We start from the raw sequence: 15,588 nt of genomic DNA, 5'->3' as shown, positions 1-15,588 counted from the left end.
GTCCGGACCCTTCCGCCGCCAGCGGCTCCGCGCGCTCCGGCCGTGCCCCGGACCCGGGTTCCGCGCGCGGTGGCGCCCCGGTGCCGCCGGTCCCTCCCTCCGGCGCCGGTCCCGCGATCTCACCTCCCTCCGCTGACGCATCCCCGACCCGGGCGGGGGCGGGGCACCGGCCGTTCCTGGCGCCCGGCGCACCGCTGCCCGTCGTCCGCGCGCGGCGCGTGACCGGCGGGTACGGGGACGCTCCCCCGCAGCCCGCCCCGGCCACCGCCCGGTCCCAGGCGCGGACGCCCGCCGATCCCGTACGGACGGATCCGCCCCGACCCGGGGCCCGCCCGGTCCGGCCCGCCCCGGTGACGGTGCGTCCCTCCGGTCCGCTCCCGGTCATCGCCCGGTCCCCGCTGGGGCCGGTGCGCCGGATCCACGCCGTCGTCCCACCCCGTCCGGTACCACGGGCGGCCGACGGCGGTGTCGGAGACCGGCCCACCCGTCGCGGCCCCACGGGGGTGGACCAGACCGCCGCGCCCCGCGCGGAACCCAGCGTGCCGCGCCGGGAATCCGGCGCACCTGGCTCGGAACCCGCCGCGCCTGGCCCGGAATCCGCACCTGGCCCGCGACCCGCCGTACCGCGCCCGGACGGCGGACCAGAGCCCTCCCCGGCGCCGCGGCCACCCCGGCCGGTGCTGGGCGGGCAGTCGCTGGCACCGGCCTCGGCAGGGGACCGGCCCGCCGGGACCGGTCCCGCCATCGCTCCGGCCCCGCCGGGGCCGACGGGCGGCGGGCCGCTGTCACTTCAGCGGGCGGCGGCCGATGTCCCCGGGCGCGCGGCCCCCTTCCGTACCGCGTCCCGTCCGGGCGAACCGCACCCTCCCACGGCGTCCGCCGGGCAGTCGGGCACCCGGGGTGTGGCGCCGGGCCTCCCTGGTGAGAGCGCCTCCGCCGGGCCGCCGCGTCCCACGGGCCGCAGAGGGATCGGCGCACCGCTTCCCGTCCTCCCGGCCACCGCGACGCCCCTGCCGGGAGCGACGGGCGCGACGGGAGCGCCCGGCATCCCCGGCGTATCCGGCGTATCCCGTACGGACCCGGCCGCCGCCCCGCCCCGGTCCGTACGGGAGGCGCCGGAGGAGAGCGCGCCCCGTTCGCGAACGTCCGGGTCGGCGGAGGGCGGTGGCGTCGTGGTGCTGTCGCCCGCCGGGTCCGTCCCGGGGAGTGCGGAGCCGCCGCCCCTGCCCCTCGGCCCGGTGCGCGGCCGTCCCGGGGACCGGTCGGCCCCGGGCGCGAGTCCTACGGGCCCGGCCACCGGCCCGGCACCGCGCCAGCGGAGCGTGCCGCCCGTCCCCGCGCGACCGGTGCCGTCCGTGCTGAGGCGGGCCGTGCCCGGACCGGCCCCGGCGCCCGGTGCCGTGCGCGGCATGGCGGACGTGCGGCCCCGGGCCCGCCGACTCCTTCCGGACCGCCCGCTGAGGCCGACCGTCCAGCGGCGCCACGCGCCCATGCCCTCCGGGTCATCCACCCCCGTACAGCGGTCGGCCGTGCCCGTGACCTGGCGGCGTCCGGCACCCCCGGAACCCGGCGCGGCACGGTCGGCCGACCGGGCCGGCGGGGCGTGGGAGCCCAGTGGGTCCGGTGGGTCCGGTGAGCCCGGTGGATCCGGTGCGGACAGCACCACCCCGCCCGGGAACGGTCCGGTCACACGGGTGCGGCGGAGACCGGCCGCCACGGGGGCAGCGGCGGCCACGCCGACCGTGCCGTCCCCGACCGGCCGGCCCGCGCGGCGTTCCGCGCCGGATCCGTCGGATCGAGCGGGTCCGTCCCCGGCGCCGACCGGGGACCGGGCCGGTCCCCCCGCCCTCCCGGTGGTGCGACGCCACGCCCAGCGCCCCACCGCGGAGTCCCCGGCACCTCCGCGGCGGGCCGCGCCGACCGGGCGGACCGAGCGGATCGTGCAGCGCGCGGCGGCCGCCGCCGGGATCCACGGGGTCCCGGTGACGGCGGTCACCAAGCCGGTCCAGCGGTCCGGTTCCGGTGGTGGCGCACCGGCCACGGCGGAGGGCGCGGCCACCCCGGGCACGCGGACCCCCTCCGGGTCCGGCGGGCTTGACGGTGTCGATGTCGATGAGCTGGCCCGGCGGCTCTTCGACCCACTGAGCCGGTTGTTCCGTACCGAGATGCGGCGCGGACGGGAGCGGATGGGACGGCTGTACGACGGTCAGCGCTGACCGCGCGACACGCGGGGGCGCCACGACGAGCGGGAGCGGAGCGGGAGATGAACGGGAGAACGGGACAGCGATGACGGACGAGATCTTCGCGACGAGCGTCTTCTTCAGGCTCGCCATCGGAGGGGATGACCTCGGGGCCTTCCACACCTGTTCGGGGCTGGGGGCACAGGTGGAACTGGAGGAGTTCGCCGAGGGCGGCAACAACGGCTTCTCCTGGCAGCTCCCCGGGCGGATCACCTGGTCGAACATCACCCTGACCCGGCCGGTCACCGCCGACACGGCGAAGATCGCGCGCTGGCTGGACGAGATCATCCGGGAGGTCGAGCCCAAGGACGGCGAGATCGTCGCGCTCAAACCGGACCTCAGCCCCATCATCAGCTGGCAGGTGCTCGGCATCGTGCCGGTGCGCTGGCAGGGGCCGTCCTTCGACCCGGCGAACTCCCAGGCGGCCACGGAGACGCTGGAGATCGCGCACGGGGGTCTGCGTCCGGCCTGACTCCGCGCCGCCGCCCGCCGGGCGCGGCTCCCGTCAGACAGGCTCCGGACAGGCCCCCGCCCCCACCACTGCATGACCCACCGCGGACACCCAGCCGGAAGGAGGTGCGGGATGTCATCGTCGGCCCGGACGAGCCGTGCCCGCGCGCAGTTGATGATCCTGGAGCCGCCCGCGAAGGTCGGCGGCAAGCCGGGCGGCGCGCTGGCGCGGCTCAGACTCCAGTTCAACCCCAACACGCTCTCGATGAGCAAGAGCACCGAGTGGCGCCGCACCCCGTCCCGGATGGCGGGCCAGTCCGCCCTGCCCGAGTTCGTGGGCAGCGGGCCGCGCTCGCTCTCCCTCCAGGTCTTCCTCGACGCGACGGCGAAACACGACAACTCGGTGGAACGGGCGGTGGAACAGCTGATGCGGGCCTGTGTCCCGACCCCCGCCAGCCTGGCCCGCAAGGCCCCCGCCAGCCCCTGGGTGCGGTTCGACTGGGGCAGTGCGAAGACGACCTCGTTCGACGGGGTGCTCTCCCAGCTCTCCGTCACCTACACACTCTTCGACGTGGACGGGAAGCCGCTCCGCGCCACATGCGACCTCTCCATCGAGGAGGCCGCGGTCGATCCGCCGGGCCAGAACCCCACCTCCGGTTCGTATGACGCGCGCCGGACCCACCGGGTGGTCGCCGGGGACAGCCTGCCGCTGCTGGCCTGGAAGGAGTACGGCGATCCCACGCTCTGGCGGACGATCGCCGAAGCCAACGGCATCGACGACCCGATGGTCCTCGCCCCCGGTCAGGAGCTGATCGTCCCGGGGGCCGACGAGACCGGAGGGCGCGAGGACGGGACCGGACCCGGCGGCGCGCCGGAGTACGGCGGCGGTCCGGCCGGTCCGCCGTCCGTGGCGGCCGTGGGACGGGGGTCCTGGTGAGCGGAGAGGAGCGTGCCGGACGCTCGTTCGCCGTCGACCCGATCGTCGAGGCCCCCGGTGAACTGCCCCGGTTCTGGGCCACCCAGCTGGTGAGCTGCGCCGTGGACGAGAACGTGGGGCTGCCCCACAGCGCCCTGATCACCTTCCGCGACCCCCAGCACACCCTGCTCACCGAGACCGGGATCACCATCGGCACCCCGCTGCGGATCTCCGTGGTCACCGTCCGGGGCCAGGCCCGCCAGCGGCTGTTCACCGGCGAGGTGACCGCCCTGGAACTGGACACCGACACCACCGGCGCCTTCACCGTCGTCCGCGCCTACTCCCGGGCGCACCGGCTCCAGCGCGGCCGGAAGGTGGTGGCGTTCACCAACATGTCGATCGCGGACATCGTCCGCAAGGTGGCCACGGGCGCGGGCCTGAGCTGCGGCACGATCGACGCGCCCGCCACCACCTACCGCCACCTCGCCCAGGCGAACGTCTCCGACTGGGAGTTCCTCCAGTACCTCGCGGGCGAGAGCGGGGCGCGGCTGGGCGTGGACGAACGGGGGCTGCTCCAGTTCACCCGGCCCAAGCCCGCCGCGTCGGCGCCGTCCCCCGCGACCTCCGCCCTGCGGGACCCGAAGGTCCTCCAGTACGGGCGCAACCTGCTCGCCCTGCGGGCCGTGCTGACCAGCGCCGAGCAGACGTCCGACGTCGAGGTGCGCGGCTGGGACGTGAGGACCAAACGGCCGCTGGTGGCGCGGGAACCGTCCGTGGTCAGCCGGACGGTGACCCCCGGGCTCGCGGCGGCGAAGGTGAACGCGGCCTTCGGCGGCCGGGCCCGGCTGACCGTCACGGACACCCCGTACCGCACCCAGGCCGAGACCATGGCCGTCGCGGGTTCCGTGGCCGCCACGGCCAGTGCGGGCATCGGCGAGATCGAGGCGGTCTGCGAGGGCGACCCGGGGCTGCGCGCGGGTGTCCCCGTGGCACTGGGCAACGTCGGCCCCGCCTTCTCCGGGCGCTACACCGCGACCGCCGTCCGCCATGTCCTGGAACCGCAGGGCGGTTACCGTACGACCGTCAGCGTCAGCGCCGCCCCGGACCGTTCCCTGGCGGGCCTGGCCACCGGGGCCAACGCCCCCGCGCGGGCCCCGCGCATGCCCGGTCTGGCGATCGGTGTGGTCACCGACATCCGGGAGGAGGGCGGCGGCCAGCGCGGCTGGGTCCGGCTGCGGTTCCCCTGGCTCGACGACACCTACGTGAGCGACTGGGCCCGCACGGTGCAGTGGGGCGGTCAGGGCGGGGGAGGGGTGTTCGGTCCCGAGGTCAACGACGAGGTCCTCGTCGGCTTCGAACAGGGACGGCTGGACAGCCCCTATGTCCTGGGCGGGCTCTACAACGGCGTCGACACGCCCTCCCCGCATGATGTTCCGCTGGTCGACCGGACCAGCGGAAAGACCAACCGCCGTTCGCTGGTGTCGCGTACGGGCAACCGGCTCGAACTCCTCGACGCCCCGGGCGCGGGTCCCAGCGGGGTCCGGCTGACGACCGGTGACAAACAACTGGTGGTCAACCTCGACGAGCGGAGGAACAGACTGGAACTCACGGTGCTCGGCCCCGGGGGCCGCCGACAGCTCAGCTCGGTGACGCTGACTCCGACCGGGATCACCCTCGACGCGGGCACGGGTGAGGTGACCATCCGCGGGCGCTCGGTCCAGATCGAGGGAAAGGCACAGGTGGCGGTGGAGGGAGGGCTGCTCGCCGTGCTCAAGGCCAAGCTGATCCGTATCAACTAGCCGGTCCGTCCCGACCGCTGGGGCGAACCCCGCGCCCGCCACCGCCCGTACCGAACCGTCCGCCAGCACCACCCTCGTACGCCCATACGCCCGTACGCCCGTATCGAACCGTCCGCCACGACCACGCCATACCGAACCGAGGAGAGCCCGCCATGCCCCCCGCAGCCCGCACCGGTGACGCCACGGCCCACGGCGGTGTCCTCGCGCTTCCGCCGGGTGCCGTCCGGGTCGTCACCGTACTGATCAACGGCCGTCCGCCCGCCGTCACCGGGAGCATCCACACCTGTCCCCTGCACCCCGTGCCGCCACCGGCCAATCTCGTGCTGCCCAACCCGGCGGCCCTCGCCACCGGTCAGGTGCTGATCGGCGGGCTGCCCGCGGCGCGCGTACGCGACCTCACCACCTGCGGGGCGATGATCGTCAGTGGTGCGCCGAACGTGCTGATCGGGGGAGCGCCGTGAGCGAGCGTTTCATCGGGCGCGGCTGGGGCTTCCCGCTGCGGGTGGGGCCCACGGGCGGGATCGCGATGGTGGAGCGGGACCGGGAGATCGAGGAGGCGATCCGGCTGGTCCTCGGCACCGCGCCCGGGGAGCGGCCGATGCGCCCGGACTTCGGCTGCGGCATCCACGACCATGTCTTCGCCCCCGGCGACGGCGCCACGGCCGGGCGCGTCGCCGACCAGGTGCGCTCGGCGCTGGAGCGCTGGGAGCCCCGGATCGAGGTGGCCGAGGTGCTGGTCTCCTTCGACGCGGTCGAGGAGGGCACCCTCTATATCGACGTGCGGTACACGGTCCGCTCCACCAACGACAGCCGCAACCTCGTCTTCCCCTTTTACACCATCCCGTACGCCCCGGTCCCGGGCGGCGGCGACGGGACACCCGGGGGAGGCGCCTGATGGCCCTGCCCTCACCCAACCTGGACGACCGGCGGTTCCAGCAACTCGTCGACGAGGCCAAGCGCTATGTCCAGCAGCGCGCGCCGGAGTGGACCGACCACAACGTCTCCGACCCCGGTGTCACCCTCATCGAGACCTTCGCCTATATGGTCGACCAGCTCCTGTACCGGCTGAACCGGGTACCGGAGAAGAACTACGCCGCCTTCCTCGACCTGCTCGGCATCCATCTCTTCCCCCCGGCCGCCGCCACCGCCGAGGTCGACTTCTGGCTCTCCGCGCCCCAGCCCGAGACGGTCACGCTCCGCGCGGGCACCGAGGTCGCCACCGCCCGCAGCGAGACCGAGGAGGCCGTGGTGTTCGCGACCACCGAGGACCTGCCGATCGTGCCCAGCTCGCTGGGACGGCTGGTGACGGTGACGGTCGCGGGCGAGCGCGCCGACCGTACGGCCGAGCTGACGGAGGGCCGGGACATCCGCTGCTTCCAGGCCCGCCCCGAACCCGGTGACGCGCTGCTGTTCGCGCTGCCCGCCGCCGTACCGCGCTGCGTCCTCGCCGTACGGCTGGACAGCCGGGTCGAGGGCGTCGGCGTCGACCCGCGACAGCCACCCCTGGTGTGGGAGGTGTGGGACGGCGCGCACTGGGCCGCCTGCGAGACCGGTACGGACTCCACCGGCGGACTCAACCGGCCCGGTGAGGTCCTGGTGTACGTCCCGGCCGGACACACCGTGTCGGTGATCGGCGGCACCCGCGCGGGCTGGCTCCGCTGCCGGGTCACCGCCGCCGAACCCGGCCAGCCGTTCTACTCCGAGTCGCCGACCCTCCGCGAGGCGGAGGTGTTCACCGTAGGCGGCACCATGACCGCCGAACACGCCGAGACCCTCACCGACGTCCCGCTCGGCGCCTCCGAAGGGGTCGCGGGCCAGCGGTTCCGTATCGCCCGGCCGCCCGTCCTGCTCGACGGGGAGCCGCCCGTCGTCGAGGTCTCCTCGGGCGACGGCTGGGAGCGCTGGACCGTCGTGGAGCACTTCGGCGGCGCGGCGCCCGAGGACCGCGTCGTCCTCCTGGACGCCACCCAGGGGGAGTTCCACTTCCCGCCCGCCGTGCGCGAACCGGACGGGACGCTCACCACCTACGGCGCGGTGCCGCCGAAGGGCGCCCGGCTGCGGGTCCCGCGCTACCGCACCGGCGGGGGAGTGGCCGGGAACGTCGCCCGGGGCGCCATCTCGGTGCTGCGCAGCTCCGTACCGTACGTGGCGCGGGTGGAGAACCGGGAGGCCGCCGTCGGCGGGGTCGACGGCGAGACCGTCGCCAACGCGAAGGCGCGCGCCCCCCATGTGCTGCGCCTCCAGGAACGGGCCGTCACCGCGGCGGACCACGAGACCATCGCCGTCCAGGCCGCCCCCTCGGTGCGCCGGGTCCGCTGTGTGCCCGCCCCGGCGGGCGGGGACGGCGCCGTACGGCTGCTCGTGGTGCCCGACGCGGTCGCCGACGCGGGCGACCGGCTCCGGTTCGAACAGCTCATCCCCGCCGAACGCACCCTCGCCGCCATCGCCGAACGGCTGGACGCCCGACGGCTGCTGGGCACCCGGATCGTGGTCGAACCCCCCGCGTACCAGGGCGTGACCGTGGTCGCCCGGCTGCTGACGGCGGACGGCGCGGACCGGGTGCGCGAGGACGCGCTCGACGCGCTCTTCCGCTACCTCAACCCGCTGCGCGGCGGCCCCGACGGCACCGGCTGGCCCTTCGGACGACCGGTCCAGTACGGAGAGGTCTTCGCCGTCCTGCAACGGGCGGCGGGCGCGGGGCTGGTCGAGGAGGTGCGGCTGTTCCCGGCGGACCCGATCACCGGCCGACGCGGCGCGCCCGCCGAGCGGATCGACATCGCCCCCGACGCCCTGGTCTTCTCCCATCAGCACCAGGTCCAGGTCCACCCGGGCGCGGACGACCGTCGTGGCGCGGGCGGTGGCGCATGAGCAGGGCGGCCGTCCCGGGACTCGCCTCACGCCATCCGATCGGCGCTCTGCTGCCCGACCTGTACGCGGAGGACGATCTGGCCCAGCGGTTCACCGCCGGTCTCGACACTGTGCTGGCACCCGTTCTGAGCGTGCTGGACAATCTGCCCGCCTACTTCGATCCCCGGCTGGCGCCGCCGGACTTCCTGGTCTGGCTGGCCTCCTGGGTGGGGGCCGAACTCGATCCGGAGTGGCCCCCCGAGCTGCGCCGGGCCGTCGTGGGCCGGGCCGTCGAACTGCACCGGTGGCGCGGCACCCGGCACGGCCTGGCCGAGCGGCTGTGGCTCTGTCTCGGCCTGCGGGCCGAGATCTCCGACGGCGGCGGCACCTCGTGGTCGACCAGCGCCGGATCCGTGCCGCCGGGCGCGCCCACCGGGGAGGTCGTGGTACGGGTCTGGTCCGGCGGCGGTGCCCGGGTGGACCGGGAACAGGTCCTCGACCTCGTCCGGATGTCCACCCCCGTCCATCTGAACTGCCGGGTCGAGATCCTGCCCGGACCGCCCGGCGAGGCAGGGAGCTGACGCGATGCGCTCATGTCCGGTGTGCGAGGCGGCCAATGAGGACACGGACGACTTCTGTGGCGTCTGTGGCTCGTATCTGGGGTGGTCCCGTCCGCCGGGGTCGCCCACCGCGCCCGCTGCCTCGGGTGGGCCTGGTGCGCCGGGTGGTTCCGCCGCGCCCGCTGCTTCCGGTACGCCTGGTGGTTCCGGTACGCCTGATGGTTCCGCCCGTCCTGGTGGGCCTGGTGGGCCTGGTGCACTTGGTGGGTCCGCCGCTCCGGCCGTCCCGAACACTCCGCCCGCGCCGGGTGGTTCCGCCGCGCCCGCCGCCCCGGCCGCTTCCGTTCCGTCCGCGCCGACCGGGACGCCCGTCGCGCCGCCCGCCGCCGACGGGGGGCCCATGACCGCCGGGCCCGGCCCGGGGCCCGCGCCCGTGGACGGGGCCGCCCGGCCCCCGGCGGGCACCGGCTCCGCCGGGGCGGACAGCCCGCCGCCGCGTGTGCCGCCCCGGCCCTCGCGGGCCCCGCGTACCTCCCCGCCCGCTCAGCGGCCCCAGCCCGCCCCGCCCGCCCAGCCGCCCAGTCCCGCCACGGCGGACCCCGTGCCGGTCCAGCCCGCCAAGCCGATCGCCCCCCGGCCCGTCGTCCGCGCGGTGCCCGTGGCCGAGGCAGCGGGAGGCGTGCCCTGCCCCTCCTGCGGTCAGCCCAACCGGCCGGAACGCCGGTTCTGCGGACGCTGCGCCGCGCCGCTGACCACTCCCGGCGCGCCCGCGTCCCTGCCCTGGTGGCGTGGACGGTGGGCCCGGCGCCGTGGGCCCGGCGGATCGGGGCGTGGTCTGCGGCGCCTGGTCGCCGTGCTGGTACTGGCGGCGCTGGTGATCGCGGTGGTGCTGCTGCTGCCGACCCTGCGGGCCCTCGTCGAGGACACCCGCGACAAGCTCGGCAAGCCGTCCCGGATCAGTCCGGTATCGGTCAGCGCGACCGCCTCGGTCCCGCGCCACCCCGCCGGTGACGCCGTCGACGGATTCCACAACCGCTACTGGGGCGCGCCCGCGCTCGGCGACTCCCTCACCTTCACCTTCGGATCGCCGTTCCGGCTGGTCAATCTCGTGGTCCATGTCGGCGTCTCGAAGAAGGCCCAGGAGTTCCGGGGCCAGGCCCGGCCCACCGTGGCCGATCTCGTGGTGACCTCGGCGGACGACCGGGTCACCACCAAGAGGATCACCTTCGGCGACCGGCCGGGCGAACAGTCGGTGCGGACCGGATTCAGCGAGGTCGTCAAGGTCACCCTCGTCCTGCGTTCGGCCGCCGGTCTCGGGCCGGGGCGCCATCTGGCCCTGGCAGAGGTCGAGTTCTTCCGCCGGACCTGAGCCGGAGCCGGGGGCTCCCCCGGCGGGGCGTCGCCCCGCCGGGCGCCGGGAGCGTGACCGGGTGTACGCGCTCCGCGCCCACCGCGCGGCCCTGTGGTGTCGCGCGGGACACTAGTGGTGTGTGGGGGGCCGTGCCGCCGTCGGTACGGGCGCGCTGGCCGCCCCCGTACGCGGCGTTCCCGGGGGCGACCGGGGACGGTCGCCCTCCGATGGCAGGGCCTGCCCCCACGGCGTCAGGGATCACCCCGCCAACAGCGGGGACAGCGGGAGGTCACCATGCCGGACGAGCCGCTGACACAGCGTGAACGACGGGAGTGGGAGTCGCTGGAACGGGATCTCAGGGGCGACCGGGCTCTGGTGCGGCACACCCGGCTGGTGTCCGCGCGGTGGCGCGGCAAGAGGGTGCTGCTGCCGCTGATGGCGGTGGCGTCGCTGGTGCTGCTCTGCTGGGGCGTGGTGACCTCGGAGCCCGCCGTGATCGCCGCGTTCGGGGTGGTGTGGACGGCGACGGTGATCGGAGCCTTCCGGATACTGTTCCGCTCCTTCTCGTGAACTGAGCCGGAGATGCGCCGCCTACGGGCATGTCCTCCCAGGGCGAGCCCGTGCGGTACTTCCACGTGATCGCCGGTTGTCCCCCCACGGTCGGTGGTCTTCATCCCGGCACGGTGTCCGTACCACCCGGTGCGAGGATCATGTCGACCAGGTGGTCGAGGGCCGCGGCCGACCCGGGGTCTCATCGCCACGCCACGCCGGTGGGCGCCGCGCACGCGGAGTGGTCCCGGGCTCACCCCCCGGCCCGGGCTTCGGCCTCGCGCGTGGCGGCACCGGTCCGCGGCCGACGGGAACGGCCGCGCACCGGTTCTGGTCAGGCGGTGTGGAGCCTGAGGCCGTAGCGGCCGAGGATCTCGTTCACGGGCTGGAACCAGGTCTGGCCGCCGGAGGAGCAGTTGCCCCAGCCGCCGGAGGTGACGCCCTGGGCCTGGTCGCCGCTGATGAACGCGCCGCCGGAGTCGCCGCCCTGCGCGCAGACGCTGGTCTTGGTCATCTGGTGCACGGCGCCCTGGCTGTAGTTGACCGTCTCGTTCTTGGCGAGGACGGTGCCGCAGTGCCACTTCGTGGTGGAGCCCGAGCGGCAGATCGACGCGCCCACGGGCGCCTCGGCGGAGCCGCGCACCAGCCGGTCCGGGATGACACCCCAGCCGAGGACGACGGGCACGGTCCACCAGCCGCTGTGGATGCCCACGTACGCGTAGTCGTCTCCGGGGAACGAGGAGCCCTGGAAGGTGCCCATGGCGGAGCCGTCCCAGCCCCGCACCGCCGCCCCGGCCCGACCGCAGTGGCCGGCCGTCACGAATCCGCCGTGCACGGAGAAGCCGATCGAACAGCGCACGTTGCCGGTGTAGTAGGGGTCGCCGCCGACGGTCCCCGCCGCGTAGGTACGGGGCGCGGTGGCCACCTCCGCGACGGTGACGGGCCCGTTCGCGCGCGCCTTCCCGACGAAGGCGCGCACGGCGGCGTCCTCCCGTTCGGCCCGTACGACGGTGACGACGACGGTGTTCGCCTTCGGGTCGACGTGCCAGCCGGCCACGCCCTGCGGCGCGGTGAGCCGGTCGAGGCGGGCCTTGGCCCGGTCGAGGGCGGCGGCGCTGTGGCGGACCATCCGGGTGTCGGCCCCGAGCGCCCGTATCCCGGCCTCCTCGGCGCGGTCGGTGAGGGCGACGACGAGCCGTCCCGAGGAGGGGTCGAACCAGGAGCCCGCGTATGTGCCACCGGCTGTCCGCCGGGCTGACCGCTCCGCCTCCGTCGCGGCCTTCTCCGCGCGGAGCCGTTCCGCGGCCTGCGCCGGGGTCAGGCCGAGGTCCTGTCGGAGGGCGTCGAGCACCCCGGTCGAGGCCGCCGGGGCGACGGGCGAGGACGGTGGGGGGAGCGGGGCGGCGTTCGCGGCCCCGGCGGGGACGGCGCCGAGGCCGAGCGTCAGTAACAGGGCCGCGATGGAGGAGCCCAGGGTGGTGGTGCGTTTCATGAAGCCTCCAGGTGCGGGGAGTCGGACAGCCGAGAGCGTTCCGACGAAGTGCGGGCCGTTACCCTAACCGCCTTGATTTGACAGGTCCATATCAAATGCGACAGTGTCGCCGGGCCCGCTCTCCCGCCCTCGCCCCGGATGGCCCGGCGGGCCCGCCGGCGACCGGTCGCCCGTTCCCCCGGAGCCGTACGACCGGCGGTCCGGGGCGCGCCGGTACCCCACTCGGTCCGGTGTCGGCGTCGCCGCCGGAGGTGTCGGTGGCTTGTGTGGCGGCGGTGCCCATGCCGGGTCGAACCGGCGCCGCGACGACGGGATCCGGCTGGACACCGGGACCGGGTGCGGGAACCGCGCCGGCGGCAGGGGTGCGCGGCGCGAGGTGAACCCCCTCCACTTCATACCCCCCTAGGGTATCCTCGGCAGGGAGGTGCGGCCCCTGTCCGCGCCCCGGACCCGGGGAGGGGTGCGCGTGCACACCGAGGGATTCGCCACGGACGAGTACACGGCGGTACGGGAGACCTTCGAACGGCTGGTCAGGGACGGGCGGGAGACCGGCGCGGGGCTCTCGGTCTGGCGCGGCGGCCAGGAGGTCGTCCGCCTCGGCGGCGGCTGGGCCGACGCCGGGCGGACCCGCCCGTGGAGCCCCGGCACCCTGGTCCAGCCCTACTCGGTCTCCAAGCCGTTCGCGGCGCTCACCGCCCTGGTGGCGGTCCGCGACGGCGCCCTGGAGCTGGACGAGCCCATCGCGCGCCACTGGGAGGCGTACGGAAGCCACGGCAAGGACGGCACCACACTGCGTCAGGTGCTCACCCACCGGGCGGGCCAGCCCCGCTTCCCCGAAGCGGCGGCCCGGCTCCATCCGCTCGACCACGCCGGGCTGCGGCGCGCCCTGGAGCGGGCGGCGCCCGAGTACCCGCCCGGGACCAGGACCGGGGAACACGCCCTGACGTACGGGCATCTCATCGACGGCGTTCTGCGCGCCTCGGCGGGGACCACACTGGGGGAGCTGTTCAACGCGACGGTCCGGCCCGCGCTGGGGATCGACGCCTGGTTCGGGGTGCCGGAGGCGGAACTGGGGCGGGTCGCCGACCTGGAGCACGCCGCTCCCGGCTGGGCCGGGGCGCTGCCCTCGGCGTCCTGGCTCCGCGTTCCCGCCGGGCCGCTCGATCCGGCCGTGACCAACACCCCCGCCTGGCGGCGGTCGGTCTTCGGCGGGGTCGGTCTGCACGCCAGTGCCAGCGCGGTGGGCGCGTTCTTCGCCGGGCTCACCGACCCGGACGGGCCGGTGGCCGGGCTGCTCGGCCCCGCCCTGCACCGGGAGTACCTGGCCGCCCAGACCACCGGACACGACGAGGTCTTCGACACCGAACTCACCTGGACGCTGGGGCTGCTGCGGGACGCGGGGAAGATCGCCAAGGGTGGGATCGGCGGCTCCGCCGCCTGGTGGTCGCTCCGCCATGGGCACGCCGTCGCCTATCTCACCCGGCGGCTTGAGGACCATGGGCGGGTCGCCGGGATCGCGGCGGCGCTGGGTGACGATCTGACGGTCCGCGCGGACGGCTGAGGGCGGCGGGACGCGGGGGGCGCGGGGGCACTGAGGGCACGCCGGGCCGCGGGCGCTCCCCATATCGGGGCCCGGGGCCGTCCGTTGTCCGGCCGGAGTGGGACCGCCGAGCGGTCCGGCGAGGCCCCCCGGACCGTTCCGGGGCCCATCCGCGGTGACCACCGGGGCTCCCGGCGCGGTGTGACGCGGTCCGCGCCGGGAGTCGCTACGGGCGGTGTGACTCAGCCGCTGTGCCGTGCCGCCGGGGTCCGTGGCGCGGGTGTGCCGGACGTGGTGGTGGGTGCGGACCGGGGTGTGAGCCGGGCGACCAGCACGGCGAGCACCACACCGCCCGCGACGGCCAGTGCGGCCCATCCCGGCAGCGCGTCGGCGCCGACGTCCCGGGCGAGCAGGGTGCTGCCCAGGGCGGATCCCGCGGCGGAGCCGAGATACATCGCGGCCATCTGGAAGGCGACGACGGGCATGACCTGCTCGGTGCGGTCCCGGGTGAGCGCCTGTTGCAGGACCGGCACGCTGACCCAGCCGCTCGCGCCCCACACCGCGGTGGCGATCAGCCAGGCCGCGGGGTGGTCGACCAGCCAGACGACGAGGAAGGAGGAGAGCAGGAAGGCCGGGACGACCGGCATCAGCCGCCGGGGACCCAGGGTGTCCAGCGGTCGGCCGATCAGGCCGGAGCCGAGGACGCCGCCGACGCCCCAGGCCCATACGAGGGCGAAGCCCCAGCCGTCCAGGCCGCTTTCGTCGGCCATCGGCAGCAGATAGGTGTAGAGGCCGAGGCTGGCCACCCCCAGGACGAAGGAGAGCGCGATACCGAGGGCGACGCGGGGGTCCCTGAGCAGGGCGCCGTTCCCGGACCGGCGGGAGGCGGGGAGCTGGGGGAGCGTGCCGGAGCGCAGGGCGAGGGCGAGCATGCTCAGCGCGCCGATGAGCACGACGAAGCCCATCGTCCCGCGCCACCCCACGTGTTCGCCGATCAGCATGCCCAGCGGGACGCCCGCGACGGTTCCCGTGGACAGACCGAACGTCACCATCGCCATCGCGCGCCCGCGTTCGTGGTCGGCCACGAGGGCCCCGGCCGTCGCCGTGGCGACCGCGGTGAGCACACCGGCGCCCGCGCCCGCGACGACGCGGGAGGTCAGGAAGACCCCCAGGTCCGGTGCGAGTGCGGTGGCGAGGTTGCCGAGGTTGAACGCGCCGAGCGCGACCAGCAGCGCGGTCCGGGTCGATCCGCCGACCAGGAGGCGGGAGAGGAACGGGCCCGCGGCCGCGTAGGCGGCCGTGAACGCGGTGACGCCCAGCCCGATCGCACCGGCCGTCGTGGCCAGGGAGTCGGCCATCTCCGGCAGCACACCGGCCAGGACGTAGGCGTCGACACCCAGGGAGACCGCGGCGACGACCAGCGGCCAGATCCTCCCGATCACGCGGAACCCTCCTCGGCCCCGGCCGTGGCCGCTTCCTCGTAACCGGCCAGGATCGTCCGCACGAGGCCGGGGAACCGGGCCTCAAGGTCCTCGGCGCGCAGCCGGATCATGCACTTGCGCCCCTCGGCGCGGACGAAGACGACCCCGGATTCCCGCAGCAGGCTCGTGTGGTGGGTCAGCGTCGAGCGTGGCAGGTCGGGACCGAGCTCCAGGCTGTCGACCTCGCCGCGCTCGGTGAGGACGCGGACCATCGTCAGGCGCAGGGGCTCACTGAGCGCGAACAGCACGCGCGGGAGCGCGCCGACAGGCTCTTTCCGGAACTTCGGTGCGCTCAGTTCCCGTGCGCCGTCGATCAGTTGTTCAAGAGAGCGTCAGTTCAGCGGCAGCCGGGCGACCAGCAGC

Annotated in this window: 14 protein-coding genes; 11 read left to right on the top strand and 3 right to left on the bottom strand. The window is 75.4% G+C overall.

Translation table 11 applies throughout. The annotated features are described in order from the left end of the window. Nucleotides 1-1,856 precede the first annotated feature (1,856 nt). From ACFVIM_RS23790 to ACFVIM_RS23745, 10 genes are all read left to right on the top strand, one after another. Entirely contained in the window at nt 1,857-2,216 is a 360-nt protein-coding gene (locus ACFVIM_RS23790) for a hypothetical protein (protein ID WP_384304703.1), read from the top strand. 70 nt (nt 2,217-2,286) lie between these two features. After that, nucleotides 2,287-2,712, top strand: coding sequence for a phage tail protein (locus ACFVIM_RS23785; protein WP_384304700.1), 426 nt, complete (start codon nt 2,287-2,289; stop codon nt 2,710-2,712). A 111-nt stretch (nt 2,713-2,823) separates the two neighbouring features. Continuing rightward, nucleotides 2,824-3,627, top strand: coding sequence for a LysM peptidoglycan-binding domain-containing protein (locus ACFVIM_RS23780; RefSeq protein WP_384304697.1), 804 nt, complete (start codon nt 2,824-2,826; stop codon nt 3,625-3,627). Then, complete coding sequence (locus ACFVIM_RS23775) at nt 3,624-5,405, top strand: VgrG-related protein (RefSeq protein WP_384304694.1); 1,782 nt, start codon at nt 3,624-3,626, stop codon at nt 5,403-5,405. Before ACFVIM_RS23780 ends, ACFVIM_RS23775 begins: the two co-directional genes overlap by 4 nt. A gap of 152 nt (nt 5,406-5,557) precedes the next feature. Then, nucleotides 5,558-5,866 (top strand): PAAR domain-containing protein, encoded by a 309-nt coding sequence (locus ACFVIM_RS23770; RefSeq protein WP_384304692.1) that lies wholly within the window; start codon nt 5,558-5,560, stop codon nt 5,864-5,866. Next, on the top strand, nt 5,863-6,300 hold the full coding sequence (locus ACFVIM_RS23765) for a GPW/gp25 family protein (protein ID WP_384304689.1): 438 nt from the start codon (nt 5,863-5,865) through the stop codon (nt 6,298-6,300). Before ACFVIM_RS23770 ends, ACFVIM_RS23765 begins: the two co-directional genes overlap by 4 nt. Next, the gene (locus ACFVIM_RS23760) at nt 6,300-8,273 is read left to right on the top strand and encodes a putative baseplate assembly protein (protein WP_384304687.1); all 1,974 of its coding nucleotides are present in this window, start codon (nt 6,300-6,302) and stop codon (nt 8,271-8,273) included. Before ACFVIM_RS23765 ends, ACFVIM_RS23760 begins: the two co-directional genes overlap by 1 nt. After that, the gene (locus ACFVIM_RS23755; protein WP_384304684.1) at nt 8,270-8,833 is read left to right on the top strand and encodes a phage tail protein; all 564 of its coding nucleotides are present in this window, start codon (nt 8,270-8,272) and stop codon (nt 8,831-8,833) included. Before ACFVIM_RS23760 ends, ACFVIM_RS23755 begins: the two co-directional genes overlap by 4 nt. Before the next feature lie 379 nt (nt 8,834-9,212). Beyond that, on the top strand, nt 9,213-10,181 hold the full coding sequence (locus tag ACFVIM_RS23750; RefSeq protein WP_384304682.1) for an NADase-type glycan-binding domain-containing protein: 969 nt from the start codon (nt 9,213-9,215) through the stop codon (nt 10,179-10,181). A 276-nt stretch (nt 10,182-10,457) separates the two neighbouring features. Continuing rightward, the gene (locus tag ACFVIM_RS23745) at nt 10,458-10,733 is read left to right on the top strand and encodes a DUF3040 domain-containing protein (RefSeq protein ID WP_384304679.1); all 276 of its coding nucleotides are present in this window, start codon (nt 10,458-10,460) and stop codon (nt 10,731-10,733) included. A gap of 313 nt (nt 10,734-11,046) precedes the next feature. Here the strand turns inward: ACFVIM_RS23745 and ACFVIM_RS23740 are convergent, their stop codons facing one another. Next, nucleotides 11,047-12,204: a S1 family peptidase gene (locus tag ACFVIM_RS23740; protein ID WP_384304676.1), complete on the bottom strand. Its 1,158-nt coding sequence runs from the start codon at nt 12,202-12,204 to the stop codon at nt 11,047-11,049. A gap of 466 nt (nt 12,205-12,670) precedes the next feature. Here ACFVIM_RS23740 and ACFVIM_RS23735 point away from each other — a divergent pair, with 466 nt between their 5' ends. Further along, complete coding sequence (locus ACFVIM_RS23735; RefSeq protein ID WP_384304673.1) at nt 12,671-13,765, top strand: serine hydrolase domain-containing protein; 1,095 nt, start codon at nt 12,671-12,673, stop codon at nt 13,763-13,765. A 221-nt stretch (nt 13,766-13,986) separates the two neighbouring features. Here the strand turns inward: ACFVIM_RS23735 and ACFVIM_RS23730 are convergent, their stop codons facing one another. Both ACFVIM_RS23730 and ACFVIM_RS23725 read right to left on the bottom strand, forming a co-directional pair. Then, nucleotides 13,987-15,186, bottom strand: a complete 1,200-nt coding sequence (locus ACFVIM_RS23730; protein ID WP_384304670.1) for an MFS transporter — start codon at nt 15,184-15,186, stop codon at nt 13,987-13,989. Continuing rightward, nucleotides 15,183-15,473: an ArsR/SmtB family transcription factor gene (locus ACFVIM_RS23725; protein ID WP_384304668.1), complete on the bottom strand. Its 291-nt coding sequence runs from the start codon at nt 15,471-15,473 to the stop codon at nt 15,183-15,185. The genes ACFVIM_RS23730 and ACFVIM_RS23725 overlap by 4 nt, the downstream gene beginning before the upstream one ends. Nucleotides 15,474-15,588: the final 115 nt, after the last annotated feature.

It is taken from the genome of Streptomyces sp. NPDC057638 (assembly GCF_042800315.1).
Taxonomy (GTDB): domain Bacteria; phylum Actinomycetota; class Actinomycetes; order Streptomycetales; family Streptomycetaceae; genus Streptomyces.
Note: the sequence above shows the minus strand (reverse complement) of the source record. Positions and strands in the feature narration are given on the sequence as shown.

Bases quoted from the DNA above. Each gene is read 5' to 3' on its own strand.
- ACFVIM_RS23785 (WP_384304700.1), top strand. From the start codon at position 2,287: ATGACGGACGAGATCTTCGCGACGAGCGTCTTCTTCAGGCTCGCCATC.
- ACFVIM_RS23780 (WP_384304697.1), top strand. From the start codon at position 2,824: ATGTCATCGTCGGCCCGGACGAGCCGTGCCCGCGCGCAGTTGATGATC.
- ACFVIM_RS23770 (WP_384304692.1), top strand. From the start codon at position 5,558: ATGCCCCCCGCAGCCCGCACCGGTGACGCCACGGCCCACGGCGGTGTC.
- ACFVIM_RS23760 (WP_384304687.1), top strand. From the start codon at position 6,300: ATGGCCCTGCCCTCACCCAACCTGGACGACCGGCGGTTCCAGCAACTC.
- ACFVIM_RS23755 (WP_384304684.1), top strand. From the start codon at position 8,270: ATGAGCAGGGCGGCCGTCCCGGGACTCGCCTCACGCCATCCGATCGGC.
- ACFVIM_RS23750 (WP_384304682.1), top strand. From the start codon at position 9,213: ATGACCGCCGGGCCCGGCCCGGGGCCCGCGCCCGTGGACGGGGCCGCC.
- ACFVIM_RS23745 (WP_384304679.1), top strand. From the start codon at position 10,458: ATGCCGGACGAGCCGCTGACACAGCGTGAACGACGGGAGTGGGAGTCG.
- ACFVIM_RS23740 (WP_384304676.1), bottom strand. From the start codon at position 12,204: ATGAAACGCACCACCACCCTGGGCTCCTCCATCGCGGCCCTGTTACTG.